Origin of the sequence: Pseudonocardia xinjiangensis (genome assembly GCF_050948425.1) — a bacterium.
Taxonomy (GTDB): domain Bacteria; phylum Actinomycetota; class Actinomycetes; order Mycobacteriales; family Pseudonocardiaceae; genus Pseudonocardia; species Pseudonocardia xinjiangensis.
This window is the reverse complement of sequence record NZ_CP192009.1, coordinates 7736345-7753422: the sequence shown is the minus strand read 5'-3', so window position 1 is coordinate 7753422 and position 17078 is coordinate 7736345. Positions and strand designations below refer to the sequence as shown.

The 17078-nt window shown below is 72.5% G+C and carries 14 protein-coding genes; 9 read left to right on the top strand and 5 right to left on the bottom strand.

The genetic code is table 11. The features are described from left to right. Nucleotides 1-5: 5 nt before the first annotated feature. Together ACQPZA_RS36695 and ACQPZA_RS36690 are read left to right on the top strand one after the other, a co-directional pair. Nucleotides 6-1367, top strand: coding sequence for a dihydrolipoamide acetyltransferase family protein (locus tag ACQPZA_RS36695; protein ID WP_433283133.1), 1362 nt, complete (start codon nt 6-8; stop codon nt 1365-1367). A 98-nt stretch (nt 1368-1465) separates the two neighbouring features. Then, a complete protein-coding gene (locus ACQPZA_RS36690) occupies nt 1466-1945 on the top strand; it encodes an FxsA family protein (RefSeq protein WP_169398041.1) in 480 nt (159 codons plus the stop codon). Between the two features lie 12 nt (nt 1946-1957). On the opposite strand, the gene ACQPZA_RS36685 is transcribed toward ACQPZA_RS36690, so the two are convergent. Together ACQPZA_RS36685 and ACQPZA_RS36680 are read right to left on the bottom strand one after the other, a co-directional pair. After that, nucleotides 1958-2524, bottom strand: coding sequence for a hypothetical protein (locus ACQPZA_RS36685; protein WP_433277130.1), 567 nt, complete (start codon nt 2522-2524; stop codon nt 1958-1960). A gap of 67 nt (nt 2525-2591) precedes the next feature. After that, nucleotides 2592-3218 carry an SIMPL domain-containing protein gene (locus tag ACQPZA_RS36680; RefSeq protein ID WP_433277129.1) on the bottom strand — a complete coding sequence of 209 codons (627 nt, stop codon included), beginning with the start codon at nt 3216-3218 and terminating at the stop codon, nt 2592-2594. 99 nt (nt 3219-3317) lie between these two features. Here ACQPZA_RS36680 and ACQPZA_RS36675 point away from each other — a divergent pair, with 99 nt between their 5' ends. From ACQPZA_RS36675 to ACQPZA_RS36655, 5 genes are all read left to right on the top strand, one after another. Beyond that, entirely contained in the window at nt 3318-4148 is an 831-nt protein-coding gene (locus ACQPZA_RS36675) for a DUF1206 domain-containing protein (RefSeq protein ID WP_169398043.1), read from the top strand. A 125-nt stretch (nt 4149-4273) separates the two neighbouring features. After that, on the top strand, nt 4274-5464 hold the full coding sequence (locus ACQPZA_RS36670; protein ID WP_169398044.1) for an ATP-binding protein: 1191 nt from the start codon (nt 4274-4276) through the stop codon (nt 5462-5464). A 207-nt stretch (nt 5465-5671) separates the two neighbouring features. Beyond that, nucleotides 5672-5989, top strand: coding sequence for a GroES family chaperonin (locus ACQPZA_RS36665; RefSeq protein WP_169398045.1), 318 nt, complete (start codon nt 5672-5674; stop codon nt 5987-5989). A 52-nt stretch (nt 5990-6041) separates the two neighbouring features. Further along, a complete protein-coding gene (locus ACQPZA_RS36660) occupies nt 6042-8720 on the top strand; it encodes a VanW family protein (RefSeq protein WP_433277126.1) in 2679 nt (892 codons plus the stop codon). Nucleotides 8721-8824: 104 nt separating this feature from the next. After that, on the top strand, nt 8825-9250 hold the full coding sequence (locus ACQPZA_RS36655) for a CBS domain-containing protein (protein WP_169398047.1): 426 nt from the start codon (nt 8825-8827) through the stop codon (nt 9248-9250). A gap of 13 nt (nt 9251-9263) precedes the next feature. On the opposite strand, the gene ACQPZA_RS36650 is transcribed toward ACQPZA_RS36655, so the two are convergent. Together ACQPZA_RS36650 and ACQPZA_RS36645 are read right to left on the bottom strand one after the other, a co-directional pair. Next, the gene (locus tag ACQPZA_RS36650) at nt 9264-9815 is read right to left on the bottom strand and encodes an NADPH-dependent FMN reductase (protein WP_433277124.1); all 552 of its coding nucleotides are present in this window, start codon (nt 9813-9815) and stop codon (nt 9264-9266) included. 288 nt (nt 9816-10103) lie between these two features. After that, the gene (locus tag ACQPZA_RS36645) at nt 10104-11963 is read right to left on the bottom strand and encodes an acyl-CoA dehydrogenase (protein WP_433277122.1); all 1860 of its coding nucleotides are present in this window, start codon (nt 11961-11963) and stop codon (nt 10104-10106) included. Between the two features lie 216 nt (nt 11964-12179). Between ACQPZA_RS36645 and ACQPZA_RS36640 the strand changes: the two genes are divergently transcribed. Then, nucleotides 12180-13196 carry a peptidoglycan recognition protein family protein gene (locus ACQPZA_RS36640; protein ID WP_433277120.1) on the top strand — a complete coding sequence of 339 codons (1017 nt, stop codon included), beginning with the start codon at nt 12180-12182 and terminating at the stop codon, nt 13194-13196. Between the two features lie 29 nt (nt 13197-13225). Here ACQPZA_RS36640 and ACQPZA_RS36635 read toward each other — a convergent pair whose 3' ends face one another. Then, nucleotides 13226-14044, bottom strand: coding sequence for a glucose-1-phosphate cytidylyltransferase (locus tag ACQPZA_RS36635; RefSeq protein ID WP_433277118.1), 819 nt, complete (start codon nt 14042-14044; stop codon nt 13226-13228). A gap of 347 nt (nt 14045-14391) precedes the next feature. Here ACQPZA_RS36635 and ACQPZA_RS36630 point away from each other — a divergent pair, with 347 nt between their 5' ends. Continuing rightward, complete coding sequence (locus ACQPZA_RS36630; protein ID WP_433277116.1) at nt 14392-17067, top strand: LuxR C-terminal-related transcriptional regulator; 2676 nt, start codon at nt 14392-14394, stop codon at nt 17065-17067. The last annotated feature ends 11 nt before the right edge of the window (nt 17068-17078 follow it).

The following is a 17078-nucleotide window of genomic DNA, read 5'->3' as shown; positions in this document are numbered from 1 at the left end:
CGGGGATGCGTCGCGAGTTCGCCATGCCGGACGTCGGCGAGGGGCTGACCGAGGCCGAGGTCGTCACCTGGCACGTCGCGCCCGGTGACACCGTCACCGTCAACCAGGTGATCGTCGAGATCGAGACGGCCAAGGCGGCGGTCGAGCTGCCCTGTCCCTATGCCGGAACGGTCGGGGAGCTGCTGGTCGAGCCGGGCCGCACCGTGCCCGTCGGAGCCCCGATCATCGCGATCGAGACGGCGGAGGCGGCGCCCGCGCAGGCGGCGCCCGCCGACGAGGCCGGCGCCAAGATCGGGGAGGCGGGCAAGGACGGCCGCATCGCCACCCTGGTCGGTTACGGGCCCCGGCCGGGTTCGGTGCAGCGGCGTGCCCGCCGTTCGCCGTCGGCTCCTCCCACCGCACCGCCACCGGCCGTGCCGAACGGACGCCACGTCCGGCCGGACCTCCCGGACCGGGGCTCGGCCGGTGCGGCCGAGAGCCCGGCAGCGGACCCGGTGCCGCTCGCCAAGCCGCCGGTACGCAAGCTCGCCAAGGATCTCGGGATCGACCTGCGGTCGCTCACCGGTTCCGGGGCGGGCGGCGTGATCACGCGGGAGGACGTGGAGGCGGCCGCGGCCACGTCCGTCGTCGAGCCCGCGCCGCCGGCGTCGCCCGCCGCGCCCACGGTGGGCGGGGTGCGGCGCGAGCCGATCCGCGGGGTCCGCCGGGCCACGGCGGCGGCCATGGTGAGCAGCGCCTTCACCGCGCCGCACGTCACGGAGTTCCTCGCCGTCGACGTCACCGAGACGATGGCCCTGCGCGACCGGCTCCGCGGCACGCGGGAGTACGCCGAGGTCAAGCTGACGCCTCTCGCGTTCGTCGCGAAGGCGGTGTGCCTCGCGGCGAGGCGCACCCCGGAGGTCAACGCCTCCTGGGACGAGGCGGCAGGCGAGATCGTCTACTACGACCGGGTGCAGCTCGGGATCGCGGCGGCCACCCCGCGAGGGCTGATCGTCCCGAAGGTCCGGGACGCCGACACGCTCACCCTGCGGGAGCTGGCCGCGGCGCTGGGCGAGCTCACCGCCACGGCACGGTCGGGCCGGACCCCACCCGCCGACCTCGTGGGCGGCACCTTCACGATCACGAACGTCGGCGTCTTCGGGGTCGACACCGGCACGCCGATCCTCAACCCGGGGGAGGCGGCGATCCTCGCCGTCGGTGCCATCAAGCCCTCGCCGTGGGTGGTGGACGGTGAGCTGGCGGTCCGCACGGTGTGCCAGCTCGCGCTGTCGTTCGACCACCGGCTGGTCGACGGCGAGCAGGGCTCCCGGTTCCTCGCCGACATCGGGGCGCTGCTCACCGATCCGGGGCTCGCCCTCACCTGGTGAGGCACCTGCCTGGCGGCGGGGACGGGCTCCGCCGCCAGGTGACCGATCCGTGACCACGAGTTCGGGAGCACAGAGGCCGTCTCGTGCGTTACTGGTGTATGGCGTTCGTCCTTCTGTACCTCGTCGTCGAGATCGTCGCGCTGGTCGCGCTCGGATCCGTGATCGGGTTGGGCTGGACGCTCCTCGTCCTGCTGGCCGGATCGATCCTCGGACTGTGGCTGGCCCGCCGGGAGGGACTGCGCGCCGCGCAGGCGATCGGCGAGGCCGTCACCAACAGGCGGGTGCCCACCGCGGAGGTCACCGACGGCATGCTGGTCGCCGCGGGAGGCGTGCTGTTGTTCGTCCCGGGCCTGGTCACCGACGTGGCCGGGCTGCTTCTCCTGCTGCCGCCCACGCGGTCGCTGGTGCGCGGGAGGCTCATCCGTGCGGCTGAGCGGCGCGCGCCCGGGCTGCGGACGGCTCGCATCCGCGAGCGGGGGCCGGTCGTGGACGGCGAGGTGGTCGAGGAGCACCGCCCCGCTGACGGGCCACTGGTGATCGAGGGCCGGACCGTGCCGGGGCCGGGCGAGCCGCGCTAGCGGGACACCCCCTTAACCGGCGCGGCCCGTCCACTCCGGCTCGACGCGCGCCCAGTCGTCGGCCCACTGTCGGGCGTCCAGGGCATCGAGCCGGGCGCGGCACAGGACGGCGCAGAGAGCGAGCACGGCCCAGCAGGCGAGCAGCGTGCTGAGCCCTGCTGTCAGTCCGGTCACGCGGGAGTCGGCGATCCGGGTGCGTGCGTCGACCACCACCTCGCCGGCGGCGTCGACCGCCACGGTGATCATCGCGCCCTCGGGTAGCCCGGCGTCCACGCGGAGCGAGCCGGTGCGGAGAAGGCCGCCGCTCGTGGTCCACCGGGCCCGGGTGGCGAGGGTGGGATTCAGCATCGCCGCCTCCGGCAGCGGCGAGGGTTCGAGCAGCTCGGCCTCTGCGAGCGTCGTGCCGGGAGGGGCGGTGGTGACCTCGTGCCCGCTCGCCGCCGCGCCGACCAACACGGCGACGCCGATCGCCAGCGCGCCGAGCACGAGCTGGGCTCGGCGCAGCGCTTGACGTGCACGATCGGTGGCACGGAGGAGGGACGGACCGGGGTCGTCGTCACGCGGCGTGGGAACATCCACGGCCTCATTGTCGGGTATCCACCCGTTCGGCCGTCAACGCCACCCGGTAGTGGCGTCGCGTTCCACGTCAGGTGAGGAGCGTCCAGCTGGCGACGCACCGTGCGGTCACCCGCACCGGCTCGGGTTCCAGGCCGAGCTCACGGACGTCCGGACCGCCCGACTCCCGGGCTGCCAGCGCGACGTGACCGCCGTGCGAGGGCGCATCGGACAGCCTGCGCAGCGCCCCCAGCCGCCCGTTCAGCGCCGTCGCATACCCCTCGGCCCGCTGCCGGGCGTCCTCGACCGCGCGGCGCTGGGCCTCGCGCTGCGCGGCCGCGGGATCGGCCAGCGCCCAGCGCGGGCCGTGCAGACCGGTCGGCTCGGCGCCGACGAGGGCCGAGAGCACCTCCTCCAGCGCGGCGGTGTCGGTCAGCATGAGAGCGATGTCCTCTCCCGCCCGGCAGCCCACCACCCGGTCGCCCTGCCATTCGTTGTGCACCCAGAACTGCCGGCTGCGGACGACGAGCCCCGGCAGCTCCAGTGCCGGCTCGGCGGCGGCGACCCGGCGCCCGAGCTCGCGGACCGCGTCGGCCCGGTTCTCCGCGTAGCCGGTGAAGCTCACGTCCAGCTCGGCCCGGTCGCCCAGCTGCTCGTGATGCCCGGTCCCCTCGGTCACGATCTCCGGGGAGTGCGCGTCGATCGGAGTCTCGGTCACGACCGTCAGGAAACCAGATCGGGTTGTATCAGCTCATCTAGCAACTGAGCGAGAATGCGTGAGAGTGTGCGATCAACACCGGCGGGATACTGAGACCCCATGTCCGGTCCCGGCGAACGCCTGCGCACTCTGGTCCACGAAGGCCGGTCCGACGCGCCCGGCCGGTTCGTGGACGTCCTCGGCCGGATCGGGTTGGTCGGGTACGGGGTGGTGCACCTGCTCGTGGCGTGGCTCGCGCTGCAGATCGCGTTCGGCGTGCCGGACGTCCCGGCCGACGCGGAGGGTGCCGTCGGGACGATCGCGCGCACCCCCGGCGGGTCGCTCGCACTCTGGGTGGCCGCCGTGGGGCTCATCGCGTTCGCGGTATGGCAGGTCACGGCCGCCGCGGTGGGTTTCAGGTGGGTGGACGGGAACGAGCGCGTGCGCAAGCGCGTGGGTGCGGTCGCCAAGGCGATCGCCATGTCGTCGCTCGCCGTGCTGATCGTCGACTACCTGCTCGACGTGGGCTCCTCCGGCACCACCGCGCAGACGCTGGCGGCCGGGGTGCTCGCGCTCCCGGCCGGGCGGCTGCTGCTGGGGCTCGGCGCGGGCACGATACTGGTGATCGCGGGCGCGATGATCTACACGGGGGTGCGGCGCACGTTCATGGGTGATCTGGAGGTGCGCCACCTCGGTCCGCTCGCCCGGCGGGTGATCGAGCTCGTCGGAGCGGCCGGGCACCTGGCGCGCGCACTCGCGCTGGGCGTCGTCGGGGTGCTCGCCGGCAGCGCCGCCCTGTTCGCCGACCCGGCGCGGGCGGGTGGGCTCGACGCCGCGCTGCGCACCCTGAGTGCCACGGCGCTCGGTTCGTCGTTGCTGGTGGTGGTGGCCGTCGGCTTCGCCGCATTCGGCCTGTTCTGTCTGGCCGACGCCGCGACCCGGCGCGCTTGATCAGGCTCTCTATCTGATTCTCGGATTTCTCCGAGAAAGCTGGATACGCTCCGATCCGCGACACACCATCGTGGTTGCTAGCCGCCTCTACGGCGCAGGCAAGAATCGCCGATACCGTCCGATGCGTGGACCCCGTGCGCAACCCGTTCGCCCCCGGCGCCGGCCAGCGCCCTCCGGAGCTCGCCGGCCGCGACCGGGAGGTCGACGCGTTCGAGATCGTGCTCGAACGGGTCTCCCGGGGGCGGCCCGAGCGCAGCCTGGTGCTCACCGGCCTGCGCGGCGTCGGGAAGACGGTGCTGCTCGGTGAGCTCCGCTCGATGGCCGTCCGGGCCGGCTGGGGCGCAGGCAAGATCGAGGCCCGCCCGGAGGCCGACCTGCGCAGGCCGCTGTCGGCGGCCCTGCACCGGGCGATCCGCGATCTCGCCGTGCGGCACCGCGCTCCCGACCGGGTGGACGAGGTGCTGGGCATCCTCAAGGCGTTCGCCCTGCGCTCCGCGCCGGACGGGGCGAAGCTGCGCGACCGCTGGCAACCCGGCATCGACGTGCCCGTGAAGGCGGGACGCGCCGACTCCGGGGACATCGAGATCGACCTCGTCGAGCTGTTCACCGAGGTGGCCGAGCTGGCGGCGGACGTCGGCACGGGCGTGGCGATCCTCATCGACGAGATGCAGGACCTGCGCCCCGACGACATCTCGGCGCTGTGCGCGGCCTGCCACGAGCTCTCCCAGTCGCGGGCTCCGCTCGTGGTGGTGGGTGCCGGGCTGCCGCACCTGCCCGCCGTGCTCTCGGCGTCCAAGTCCTACTCCGAGCGCCTGTTCAAGTACGTCCGGATCGGCCAGCTCGACCGTCCGGACGCCGACTTCGCGTTGCTCGCGCCCGCCGAGCGGGAGGACGCCTCGTTCGATCACGAGGCCCTCGACGCTCTCTTCGAGGCCTCGAGCGGCTACCCCTACTTCGTCCAGGCGTACGGGAAGGCGGCGTGGGACGCGGCACCGCGCAGCCCGATCAGCGCGGCCGACGTCAAGCTGGCGGCCCCGGAGGCCGAGGCCGAGCTCGCGGTGGGGTTCTTCGGCTCCCGCTACGAGCGGGCCACCCCGGCCGAACGGGAGTACCTGCGTGCCATGGCCGAGCTCACCGAGGGTCGCGACGAGCCCGTGGGGACGGCCGGGATCGCCGACCACCTCGCGCGCCGCGCCTCGTCGCTCTCACCCGCTCGGGACAGCCTGCTCAAGAAGGGGCTGGTGTTCTCGGCGCAGCGTGGTCAGATCGCGTTCACGGTGCCCCACTTCGGCCGCTACCTCCTCACCCAAGCGTGACGCCGGTAACCCGATCGGGTGAACGCGGCGGTTCTTGTCCGTTGAAGTAACGGACTGCGCCTTTCGTTCGATTGCCAGTACAGCCCCGTGGTGCTGTCGGACCCCCGACCTGACAGCGCCGCGGGGTCTTCTCGTTCCCGGGGTGCGACCGGGCGAGCTGCGAGGTCAGCGATAAGGGCGCCTGGTGAAGGTCGTACCATCTGGCCGGTGCAGGACCCGAAGCTCGAGATCCAGATGCTGCACGACCGTGTGATGGTGAAGCCGGAGACGAGTGGTGAGCGCCGAAGCGGCGCCGGCATCGTTATTCCAGCAACCGCCGAGGTCGCCAAACGTCTGGTTTGGGGGGAGGTGTTCGGTGTGGGGGCGAACGTCCGCACGGTCAAGGTAGGTGATCGGGTGCTGTTCGCCCGCGACGACCAGTACGAGGTCGACGTGCAGGGGGTCACGTACCTGGTCCTCCGGGAACGTGAGTTGCACGCTGTCGCCACCGAACGCACTGAGCACGGCACGGGGCTCTACCTGTGACGAACCGGGTCTGCTTCAGGCCCGGTCCGAGTTGTGAGGGGAAACGGACTTCATGCCCGAGCGGCAGTCCTCGCCCGGCGAGGTGACGGCCCGTCCGGAAACGGATGTGCCGGAGAACGACATCGACCGGGGATCGGCGGCGCAGGGGCGCCCGACCGATGCCACCGGGGGGACGGAGGGCTCCGACTCCGTGGCCGAGCAGGTGGCCGAACAGGTCGCGGCAGCACCGGATGCGACCGAACCCGGCCCCGTGGAACCCGCCGCCGACGCGCCGACGGGCGCCGAACCCGTGCTGGACGCCACCGCCGCGGTGGAGATCGCGACGGCGGCCCCCGAGGGGACTGCAGGTGCAGCAGCACGCCCTGCTGCCGGTCCGGCGGAGCAGCCGGCTCCGGTGCGGGTTGCCGAGACGCCCGGAGCGTCCGCAGCGCGGCCGCAGCCGCGTCTGCAGCCGGCCCCCGAGGCCGGCGACGGCGACGAGAGCCCCACGGTCCGCACCGCCATCGGCGGAGCCACCGACGGTGAGGGTCCGACGGTCCGCACGCCCGTCGGCGCACCGACCCCCGAGGCGCCCGGCAACGGCGCTGCCGGTCAGCCCCGAGCGGCAGCCGCCCCGGCCCGTGACACGGCCGCGACCGGTGCCCCGACGAACGGCCGGCACCCGCGGGGCCCGGTGCAGGGGGGCCCGGTGCAGGGCGGCCCGGTGCAGGGTGCCCCGGTACAGGGGGACCAGTCGACGGTCGCCGTCCGTCCCCCCGCCGCCGCCGTGGCACCGGGCCGGCCCGCCACGCGCCAGCCCACCCCGGCCACCGCCTGGTTCAACCCGGTCGACCACGAGGCCACCCAGGTCATCCCGCGCGCTCCCGCCGCGCCGCCTGCCCCGGCCCCGAGCCCGGTCGATCCGCCCACCGAACGCATCCCGGTCACCCGGGGCCCCGGCTTCTCCTCCTCGGTCGCGCCTCCGACCGCAGCGATCAACACCACCTCGATCACCGCACCGCCGCCGTCCACGCCGCCGCCGAGCGACAACGGCGCGGGCGGTTCGGACTCCGGCGCGCGTCCTCCGCAGAAGCGCAAGCGCCGGATCCTTCTGCTGACCGGTGTGGTCGGCGCGCTGGCCCTCATCTACGTCGGCGACCTGGTGATCAACTCCGGCTCGGTGCCGCGCGGCGTCACCGTGGCGGGAGTGTCGGTGGGCGGCCTCGGTCTCGAGGATGCCGAGCAGCGGCTCCGCACGGAGATCGAACCGCGCACCCGGCAGCCGATCCAGGTCACGGTCGGAGAGGCGCGCAGCGAGATCGACCCGGCAGCAGCAGGCCTTGCCGTCGACTGGGACGCCACGCTGGCCAACGCCGGCTCCCAGCCGCTCAACCCGATCACCCGCATCACGTCGTTCTTCACCCAGCGCGAGGTCGGCGTCGTGACCACGAGCGACGCCGACAAGCTCGACGCCGCGCTGGAAGAGCTGTCCCCGATCGTCGACAAGCCCCCGACCGAGGGGTCCGTGCGTTTCGAGGGCACCACGCCCGTCCCGGTCGACCCGGTGCCGGGCCAGAACCTCGACGTCCCCGCCGCCGCCGGGGTGCTCATGAACGACTGGGCCACCGGCCGTCCCGTGGCACTGCCGCTCACCGTGCTGCCGCCGTCCACCACGCCGGAGGATGTCGCCGCCGCGATCGACCAGGTCGCCCGGCCCGCTGTGTCGGAGCCGGTCACCATGGTCGGCGAGGGCGGGGCCAGCGGCACCGTCACCCCGGACGTCATTGCGTCAGCGCTCTCGTTCCGCGCCGAGGGCGGTGACCTGCTCCCGGAGATCAACCCCGCCGCCGTCACCGATGCGCTCAAGCCCCAGCTGGCGTCGTCCGAGCGCCCGGGCCGGGATGCGTCGCTCGACTTCTCCTCGGGCAGGCCCGTCGTCGTCCCCTCGCAGGACGGCCGCGGGGTCGACTACGAGGCCAGCCTCGCCCCCCTGCTCGACGTGCTCACCGGCACCGGGGAGCGGGAGATCACGGCCGTCTACGCCGACCAGCCCGCCGAGCTCACCACCGAGGAGCTGAACGACCTCGGCATCACCGGGGTCGTCGGCGAGTTCACCACCGGCGGGTTCGCCGCCGACTCCGGGCGCAACATCAAGCGGGCGGCGGAGCAGATCAACGGGATGATCGTGGAGCCCGGCGAGACGTTCAGCCTCAACCAGGCCACGGCCCCGCGCAACGCGAGCAACGGCTACGTCGAGGCCGGCATCATCTCCGACGGCCACCCGTCTCGCGGTGTGGGCGGCGGTGTCTCGCAGGTCGCCACCACGCTCTACAACGCGGCGTACTTCGCCGGCATGGTCGACGTGGCGCACAAGGAGCACAGCTTCTACATCAGCCGCTACCCGGCCGGTCGTGAGGCCACGGTCTTCGAGGGCTCGATCGACCTGAAGTTCCGCAACGACAACCCGACCGGTGTGCTGATCCAGACGGTGTGGACACCGAGCTCGCTCACCGTGCGGCTCTACGGCACCAAGGTCTACGACGTGACGTCCACGCCGGGGCCGCGTACCAACCCGACGAACCCCAACACGGTCACGATCCCGCCGGGAGAGCCGTGCAGCCCGAGCCAGGGCGCGCCCGGTTTCACCGTCACCGACACCCGCACCCTGCGCAACGTCAGCACCGGAGAGACCAAGCACGAGACCCGCACGGTGCGGTACAACCCGTCGCCGATCGTCGTGTGCGGAGGGTGAGCGACCGAGTCCCTCAGTAGCCCACTCGACGATCTGGTCTTCCCTGGGACACCGGATGTTCGTACCCTCGGTCCACTGCTGTCGAAGGGGATCGAGGGATCGACATGCGAATCGCGGACGTGCTGCGGAGCAAGGGCAGCAGCGTGGCGACCGTCGACCCGACGGCCACGGTCGCCGAGCTGATCTCCGAGCTGGCCACCCACAACGTCGGGGCGTTGCCCGTCGTCGACGGTGGCCGGCTGGTGGGGATCGTCTCCGAGCGCGACGTCGTGCGGAGACTGCACGACGCCGGCCCGGAGCTGCTCGATGCCAGGGTCGGGGACATCATGATCACCGGGGTCACCACCTGTGCCCCCGGCGACAGCGTGGCCGACATCGCCGCGGTGATGACCAACCGCCGGTTCCGGCACCTGCCGGTCGTGGTCGACGGGGAGCTGGCCGGCATCGTCAGCATCGGCGACCTGGTCAAGGCCCGGATCGACCTGCTCGAGTCCGAGCGCGAGCAGTTGCAGAGCTACATCGCCGGATGATGCCCGGCGCCCGCTACCGCAGGGTCTTGAGTGCGCCACCCCAGGCGAGCACCTGGTCGAACACGTCGGTGAGGGTCGCGACGTGCCGCTCCGTCGGCGTGAAGTCGTAGAAGTTCTCGAAGTCCCGGTACGAGTCGAGGGTGACCTGCGCCCGGACGGTGGCGACCTGCAGTTCGGCGAGGATCAGCCGCAGGTGCTCGACCGCGCGGATTCCTCCCGCGGCCCCGTAGCCGACGAATCCGGCCGCCTTGTTGTTCCACTCCCGGTGCAGGAAGTCGATCGCGTTCTTGAGGACCGCGGAGGTCGAGTGGTTGTACTCCGGGGTCACGAAGACGAACGCGTCGAAGCCGTCGATGAGCGCGGACCACTCCCTGGTGTGCGGCTGCTCGTACCGGCCGACGATGGGGGGCAGCGGCTCGTCGAGGATCGGAAGGTCGATCTCGGCCAGGTCGACGAGCGTGAACTCGGCGTCGTCTCGCTTGGCCGCCACCTCCATCACCCAGTTGGCGACAACCGCTCCGACGCGGTTGGGGCGCGTACTTCCGAGAATGACGGCTACCTTCATGCTCGACCTCCGAGGCGAGTTCCTGTGGAATGAGGCGAGGAAGTCCGGAAATGCCCGATTGGCGAAATTCCGGACGTATCCAGTAGGAGGAGCACCGGCCCCCACCTGCGGCTTTGCCGGTGGGGGCCGATCTACTGGTCCTGGTTACCTCTCAGCTTTCGGCATACGGCCGAGATGCGGGGTGTGTCCTCTGCATCCGGCGGTCGTATCCGAGGCACAGTTTGTCGCGGAAATGATCCGGAGACCAGGCATGCCCGAGTGGTGTACGTCGCTCCCGCGCCCAAACGGCTAGAACGCCGCTTCCGACAGTTCCATGAGCGAGTTGTCGGCCGTCTCGACCACCGCGCGTTGCGCGGTGAGCTGCGGGAGCACCGTCCTGGCGAAGAACCGGGCCGCGGCGACCTTGCCCTCGTAGAAGGCCCCGTCCCTGGTCGTCGCCGCCGTGACCGGCCCGTCCCCGCCGAGCGCGGCGAGCGCCACCTCGGCCTGGCGCAGCAGCAGCCACCCGATGAGCAGGTCTCCGACCGCCATCAGCAGCCGCACGGTGTGCTGGCCGACCTTGTAGATGCTCGACGGGTCCTCCGCGGAGGCCATGAGGTAGCCCGTGAGGCTCCCGAGCATCCCCTGGACGTCGGCGAGGGCCACGCCCAGCAGCGCGCGCTCCTCCTTCAGCCGCCCATTGCCCGGCTCCCCGTCGAGGAAGGCCTGGATCTCACCTGTCACGTGGGCGAGCGCCTGTCCGTTGTCCCGCACGATCTTGCGGAACAGGAAGTCGAGCGACTGGATCGCCGTGGTGCCCTCGTACAGGGAGTCGATCTTGGCGTCGCGGATGTACTGCTCGATGGGGTAGTCCTGCAGGTAGCCGGAGCCGCCCAGGGTCTGCAGCGAGAGCAGCAACTGCTCCGAGGCGCGCTCCGACCCGACCCCCTTGACGATCGGCAGCAGCAGGTCGTTCACCCGCTCCTCCAGCGAGACGTCCTCGCCCGCCGCCTGTCCGATCCTGATCCGGTCCTGGTAGGTGGCCGTGTAGGTGTAGACGGCGCGCAGCCCCTCGGCGTAGGCCTTCTGCAGCATGAGGAGCCGGCGGACGTCCGGGTGGTGGGTGATCGTGACGCGCGGTGCGGTCTTGTCGAGCATCCGCGGCAGGTCGGCGCCCTGCACGCGCTCCTTCGCGTACTCCAGCGCGGAGAGGTAGCCGGCCGAGAGCGTGCCGATGGCCTTGGTGCCCACCATCATCCGCGCGTACTCGATCACCTCGAACATCTGCGCGATGCCGTCGTGGACCTCGCCGAGCAGCCATCCCGTGGCGGGAACGCCGTGCTGGCCGAACGTCAGCTCGCAGGTCGTGGAGGCCTTGAGGCCCATCTTGTGCTCGACGCCCGTGACGAAGGCGCCGTTGCGCTCTCCGGGCTCGCCGGTCTCGGGGTCGAAGTGGAACTTCGGCACGAGGAACAGCGAGAGACCCTTCGTGCCGGGCCGGGGGGTGATCCCCGGGCCCTCGGGACGGGCCAGCACCAGGTGCATGATGTTCTCGGTCAGGTCGTGCTCGGCCGAGGTGATGAAGCGCTTGACGCCCTCGATGTGCCAGCTGCCGTCGGCCTGCTGGATCGCCTTGGCGCGCCCGGCGCCCACGTCGGAACCGGCGTCCGGCTCGGTGAGCACCATGGTGGCGCCCCAGCCGCGGTCGATCATCAGCTCGGCCCAGCGCTTCTGCTCGTCGGTGCCGTTGCGGTGCACCACCGCGGCGAAGCTGGGGCCGGCCATGTACAGGAACGCCGCAGGGTTGGAGCCGAGGATGAGCTCCGAGGCGGCCCACTGCACGGTGGGCGGGATGCCGTAGCCGCCGAGCTCCGTCGGCAGGCCGAGGCGCCACCACTCGCCGTCCCACAGCACCTTGTAGGCGTCCTTGAGCGACTGCGGCAGCGCGACGGAGTGCGTGGCCGGGTCGAAGACGGGCGGGTTGCGGTCGGCGTCGGCGAACGACTCCGCCAGCGGGCCGGTGGCCACGGCGTTGAGCTCCTTGAGCACGCCGCGCACGGTGTCGGCGTCGACCCCGTCGAAGGGTGCGCTCTCCAGCCGGTCCTGCACCCGGAACACCTCGAACAGGTTGAACTCGAGGTCCCGCAGGTTGCTCCTGAAGTGGCCCATGTCCCTGGACTCCTCATCACGCTGACGACCTACTCGGCGGTAACTACGACCATATTACCGGTCGGTAACCCCGGCAAGACCGCCGCGGGGACCGCTCGCGCCCTCACACCTTCGGGTGCGGCGGTTGTGCCGTCCGCAGGCGTGACGCATGGTTCATATGGGGCAGTTGTGATCAGTGGTACGAGACGACCGGGGGTGGCGGTGGGTCCGGAAGGCATGTCCCGTCGGGGGCTCCTGCTCGGAGGGCTGGCTGTGGCTGCCGCCGCCACGGGGGTGGCGGGCACGAGCAACGCCTGGGCCGCCGTGCCGGACGTCATCGACTGCGACGCCTGGGGAGCGCGCCCCAACAGCGACGTCGTGCCGGTCTGGAACCAGCGCCCGGTCAAGATCCTCGTGCACCACACCGCGACGCCGAACGTCACCGACCTCAGCCGCGGAGCGGGCGAGCGGCTCGCGCGCGGCATCCAGAACTTCCACATGGACCAGCGCGGCTGGCTCGACTCGGGACAGCACTTCACGATCAGCCGCGGCGGCTATGTGCTGGAGGGGCGCCACCGCAGCCTCGAGGTGCTGCGGATCGGCGAGCGACAGGTCGAGGGCGCGCACTGCACGGGACAGAACGTCGTGGCCGTCGGGATCGAGAACGAGGGCACCTACACCGCGGTCGACCCGCCCGCGGTCCTCTGGAACCGCCTGCGCGACCTGTGTGCCTACATCTGTCAGCAGTACGGGATCGACCCGACCGAGATCTTCGGCCACCGGGACTTCAAGGACACCGCCTGCCCTGGCGACGTCCTCTACGGAAGGCTGCCGCAGCTGCGCACCGAGGTCGCGGGTGTGCTGGGGCAGCACGTGAGCCGGCGGATCGCCGTGAAGGAGTCGTGGCCGCTGCTGCGGGTGGCCGACCGTGGCCCCGCCGTGCTCGCGGCGCAGCACCTCCTCCGCGAGGTGGGGATGACCGGCGTCGCCGCGGACGGCACCTTCGACCGCCGGACCGCCGACGCCGTGCGGCGCTTCCAGACGGCCCACCGCACGGAGGAGGTCAACGGGATGATCGGCGGCGAGTCGTGGCCGCTGCTGGTGCGCCCTGTTCGGCCGGGAGCCGACGGTGAGGCGGGACGCGCGGTGCGCGCACTGCTCGCGTCCGGCGCCCCCGGCCGTCCCGCCGAGTCCCTCGTCGGTGCCGAGGACTGGCGGCGGCTCCTCTCGGCCCCTACCTCACTGGCGGGCTGACGCCACCGGGCGGCACCCGGTGGCGCCGGTCACCAGCGCGTGCCGTCCCCCCAGACCTTCCACGGCGCGTTGCCGGTGTCCCAGTAGGTGTTGAGCCACTCGTAGTCCTTGTAGGTGTCCATGGCGGCCCAGAAGCCCTCGTGCCTGTTCACCGTGAGCTGCTGGTTGCGGGCCAGCTTCTGGAGTGGCTCGCTCTCGAGGAACAGTCCCTCGTCGTCGTTGAGGTAGTCGTCGAGGAAGGCGCGCTCGAAGACGAAGTATCCGCCGCTCACCCAGCCGTTGACCTGCGTGGGCTTCTCGTTGAACTCCGCGACGACGTTGCCGTCGACCTGCATCTCGCCGAACTTCGACGTCGGGTGCACGCCGGTGACGGTGCCCATGCGGCCACCGGCCTCATGAACCTGGATCAGGTTGTGGATGTCCACCGCGCTCACCCCGTCGCCGTAGGTGACCATGAAGCGGGGGGTGTCGATGTAGTGGCGGATCCGGCGCAACCGGGCGCCGGTGCCGGCAGCGAGGCCCGTCTCCGCGAAGGTGATCTCCCAGTTCTCGTCCGCCACCCCGTTGCGGAACTGGGGCTGGTGGTCGCCCTGCGAGAGCGAGAGCGTGAAGTCGGACGTGTGGGCGCGGTAGTCGAGGAAGAACTGCTTGATCTCCCAGCCCTTGTAGCCGAGGCACAGGATGAACCTGCGGTACCCGAAGTGGCTGTAGAGCTTCATGATGTGCCACAGGATCGGGCGGCCGCCGATCTCGACCATGCCCTTGGGCAGCCGCTCGCTGACCTCTCGGATGCGTGTCCCCTGTCCCCCACAGAGGATGACGACCGGAATGTCGGAATGTGCTTCCACCGGGAGCTTTTCCCTCCGCCGTGTCTGGAGCGCCCTGTCCGTTTTGGGGATGACGCCGAGAACGACCACTTCGTAGTGCACAGGGTGATCACGCGGCAAGTCCTGACGTGTGACCCTGTGCACTTTTCTGCCACCCGGCGGTTGCCGGACGGCTCTGCTCCGCTGCCACTGATCGGTGGATCATGCTGCCCCGAACGGCGGAGTCCGGGCTGTTCACCGCACTGCGCCGAGGAGACGCGCGCCACTCTGAGTACGCTCGCCTGCGCCCATCGAACGACCGATGACGGGGGTTGTGGTTGGTGTCCACGCGAACGCAGCCGATCCCCGAGGTCGCATCGGAAGCATCGGTGGCCGGATCGCCGGCCGCCCGGCGCCTCGTCAGGGAGGCCGCCGCGGGCACCACCGGGGTACGCAGGGTCGACATCATCGGCCCCGGCGGCCACGGCAAGACCGTGCTCCTCGATGCGATCTCCGGAGCTCTCCGCGAGGCGGGCATCCCCGTCCGGCACGACGTCCCGGCCGCGGGCGAGCCGCTCGCGCCGGATGTCGCGCTGCTGGTCGACGACGCGCATCTGCTGCCCCCGGCCGAGCTGCAGCGGCTCGCACAGCTGGCCGCCGGCCCGGACGGCTACCTGGTGGTGGCCCACCGGCCGTGGCCGCGCCCGACCGGCACCGCTGCCCTCGGCGCGGCCCTGGCGTCGGCCAGGCCACCGGTGGTGCTCGACGCGCTCGACCGCACCGGCGTCGCCGCGCGTGCCGGCCTGCTGCTGGGGGCCCGGTCCGGATCGCTCGAGCACCCGCCCGCCGAGCTGGTCGACCGGGTGCTCGCCCAGACCGGAGGGGTTCCGGCACTGGTCGACCGGCTGCTGACCGCGTTCATCGAGCAGGCGGGACCGGACCGCAGCCGGGTCGCCCTGCCTGCTCGCCCGCCGGCGGGGCTGCTCGCGCAGCTTGGCTACGTCGTGCAGGCACTGGGCCCCGGGGTGCGCGGGCTGCTGCTCGCCCGCGCGCTCGGCGCACCGTTGGAGGCCGAGGTACTGGTGCCCCTGCTCGCCATGTCGGACGGCGACGGCGCCGCCCGGCTGGACGAGCTGGTGGAGGCGGCGCGGGCGGCCGGCCTGCTGACGTCCGACGGGCTGGCGATCCCACTGGTCTCCGCGGCGGTGCTCGCGCACACGCCGCAGGCGTCGCACGTGGAGATGCGCCGCGCGCTCGCGGAGATCGAGCTGAACCGCGGGGGCAACCTGCTCGTCGCCGCGCGGGGCCTGCTCGGCACGGGAGCGAGCGGAGCCCGGGTGGCCGCCGTGTTCATCGCGGCGGCGGAGGAGGCGTTGCGGACGGCCTCCCCGGTGGCGGGCGAGTTCTTCGAGGCCGCCGTGCGCGCCGGATCGCCTGCTCTGGAGCTGGCCGCGCGCCGCGCGGAGGCCGCCGTGCTGGCAGGCGACCTCGACCAGGCACTCGCCCAGGCCGACCAGGTGCTGTCCGACCCCGGGCAGGTGCCACCCGACCACGCCGTCCGGGCCGGCACGGTGGCGGCGGCCGTCCTCGCCCGCCGGGGCATGCTCGCCCGCAGCGCGGAGCTGTACCGCTGGATGGGCACGGCGTCGATGGGCAGCGCCGCGGTGCTGGCCGTGCCCGCACTGATCGGCACGGGGGCGCTCGACGAGGCGCGCGAGGTGCTGCGTGGGCCCGTCCGGGTCTCCGGCGTCCCGTCCCGTCCGCCGACGCTGCTCGCCGGCGCCGAGGAGCTGATGGCCAGGGGCGTGTACGACTCGGTCGCCGGATCCCCCACGGCGGCGTTGTCGGAGCTGACCCGCGCGGCGTCCCTGCTGGAGTCCTCGAACCACGCGGCGCTGCTGCCGGACACCCCGGCCGCACTCGCCGCCCTCGTCGCGGTGCACTGCGGGGAGCTCGACGTCGCCCAGTCGGTGCTGGAGCGCGCGGTCCGGGTTGGGCTCGGCGGCCGGAGCGCGGCCACGCGGCACCGCCTGCTGCTCGGCTGGATCGCACTCTTCCGCGGAGCCACCGCGGCGGCCCGGTCGGCGCTCGTGTCGGTGTCACCCCCGGGCAGGCAGCTCGAGCCCCGCGACGAGTTCCTCGCCGCCGCGCTGGAGGTGGCGCTCGCCCGCCGCACCGGTGACCTCGCGTCGCTGATGCCCGCGTGGGGCCGCGCCCGGGAGGCAATCGTGCGGCACCCGGTCGACCTGTTCGTGCTGCAGCAGCTCGGCGAGCTGTCGATCGCGGCCACCAGGCTGCGGGAGCCGAGCTGGGTCCGACCGCACCTCGACGAGGCCGCGGAGCTGCTCGCCAGCCTGGGCGATCCGGCGCTGTGGGCCGCACCCCTGCACTGGTCGGCGCTGCAGGCCGCGATCCTGTCGGAGAGCCGCGACGCCGCGCAACGGCACGCGGTGGCACTGGAGGCGGCGGCGGGCGCCAGCCGGTACACCGCGGCCATGGCCATGGCCGCGCCCCACTGGGTGCGGCTGCTGGACTCGGAGGTCGACGCGCCTGCCGTCGAGGCTGCGGCGCGCGGTCTGCACGCGGTGGGGCTGGCCTGGGAGGGCGGGAAGCTGGCGGGCCAGGCTGCCATCCGCACCCGCGACCGCAAGGCGATGAGCACCCTGCTCGGGTGTGCCCGCGCGCTGCAGAGCAGCGGATCCGCCCGATCCGGCGCGGAGCAGGATGCCGCCGGCCCCGCGGATGTCGACAGCGACACCGGTCCCACGGGCATCCCGGTCACCGTGCCCGCGGCGCGCCAGGCCGGTGGCCAGCCCCCCGCGGTCCCGGACCCCGACCTCCCCTCGGCCACGGGCGACGAAGGTCCGCTGAGCGGGCGCGAACGCGAGGTGGCGGCACTGGTGCTCGAGGGGCTGACCTACAAGGAGATCGGCGAGCAGCTCTTCATCTCGGCGAAGACCGTGGAGCACCACGTGGCCCGGATGCGCCAGCGGCTCGGCTCCAGCAGTCGGGGCGAGCTGTTCGCCCACCTGCGCCAGATCGTCGGCAACGCCGCGGAGGCCTAGGGGGTGTCCCG

Excerpts from the sequence above, each read along its gene's own strand:
- ACQPZA_RS36645 (WP_433277122.1), bottom strand. The coding sequence starts at position 11,963 with ATGGGCCACTTCAGGAGCAACCTGCGGGACCTCGAGTTCAACCTGTTC.
- ACQPZA_RS36650 (WP_433277124.1), bottom strand. The coding sequence starts at position 9,815 with ATGAAGGTAGCCGTCATTCTCGGAAGTACGCGCCCCAACCGCGTCGGA.
- ACQPZA_RS36655 (WP_169398047.1), top strand. The coding sequence starts at position 8,825 with ATGCGAATCGCGGACGTGCTGCGGAGCAAGGGCAGCAGCGTGGCGACC.
- ACQPZA_RS36675 (WP_169398043.1), top strand. The coding sequence starts at position 3,318 with ATGTCCGGTCCCGGCGAACGCCTGCGCACTCTGGTCCACGAAGGCCGG.
- ACQPZA_RS36640 (WP_433277120.1), top strand. The coding sequence starts at position 12,180 with ATGTCCCGTCGGGGGCTCCTGCTCGGAGGGCTGGCTGTGGCTGCCGCC.
- ACQPZA_RS36695 (WP_433283133.1), top strand. The coding sequence starts at position 6 with ATGCGTCGCGAGTTCGCCATGCCGGACGTCGGCGAGGGGCTGACCGAG.
- ACQPZA_RS36690 (WP_169398041.1), top strand. The coding sequence starts at position 1,466 with ATGGCGTTCGTCCTTCTGTACCTCGTCGTCGAGATCGTCGCGCTGGTC.
- ACQPZA_RS36660 (WP_433277126.1), top strand. The coding sequence starts at position 6,042 with ATGCCCGAGCGGCAGTCCTCGCCCGGCGAGGTGACGGCCCGTCCGGAA.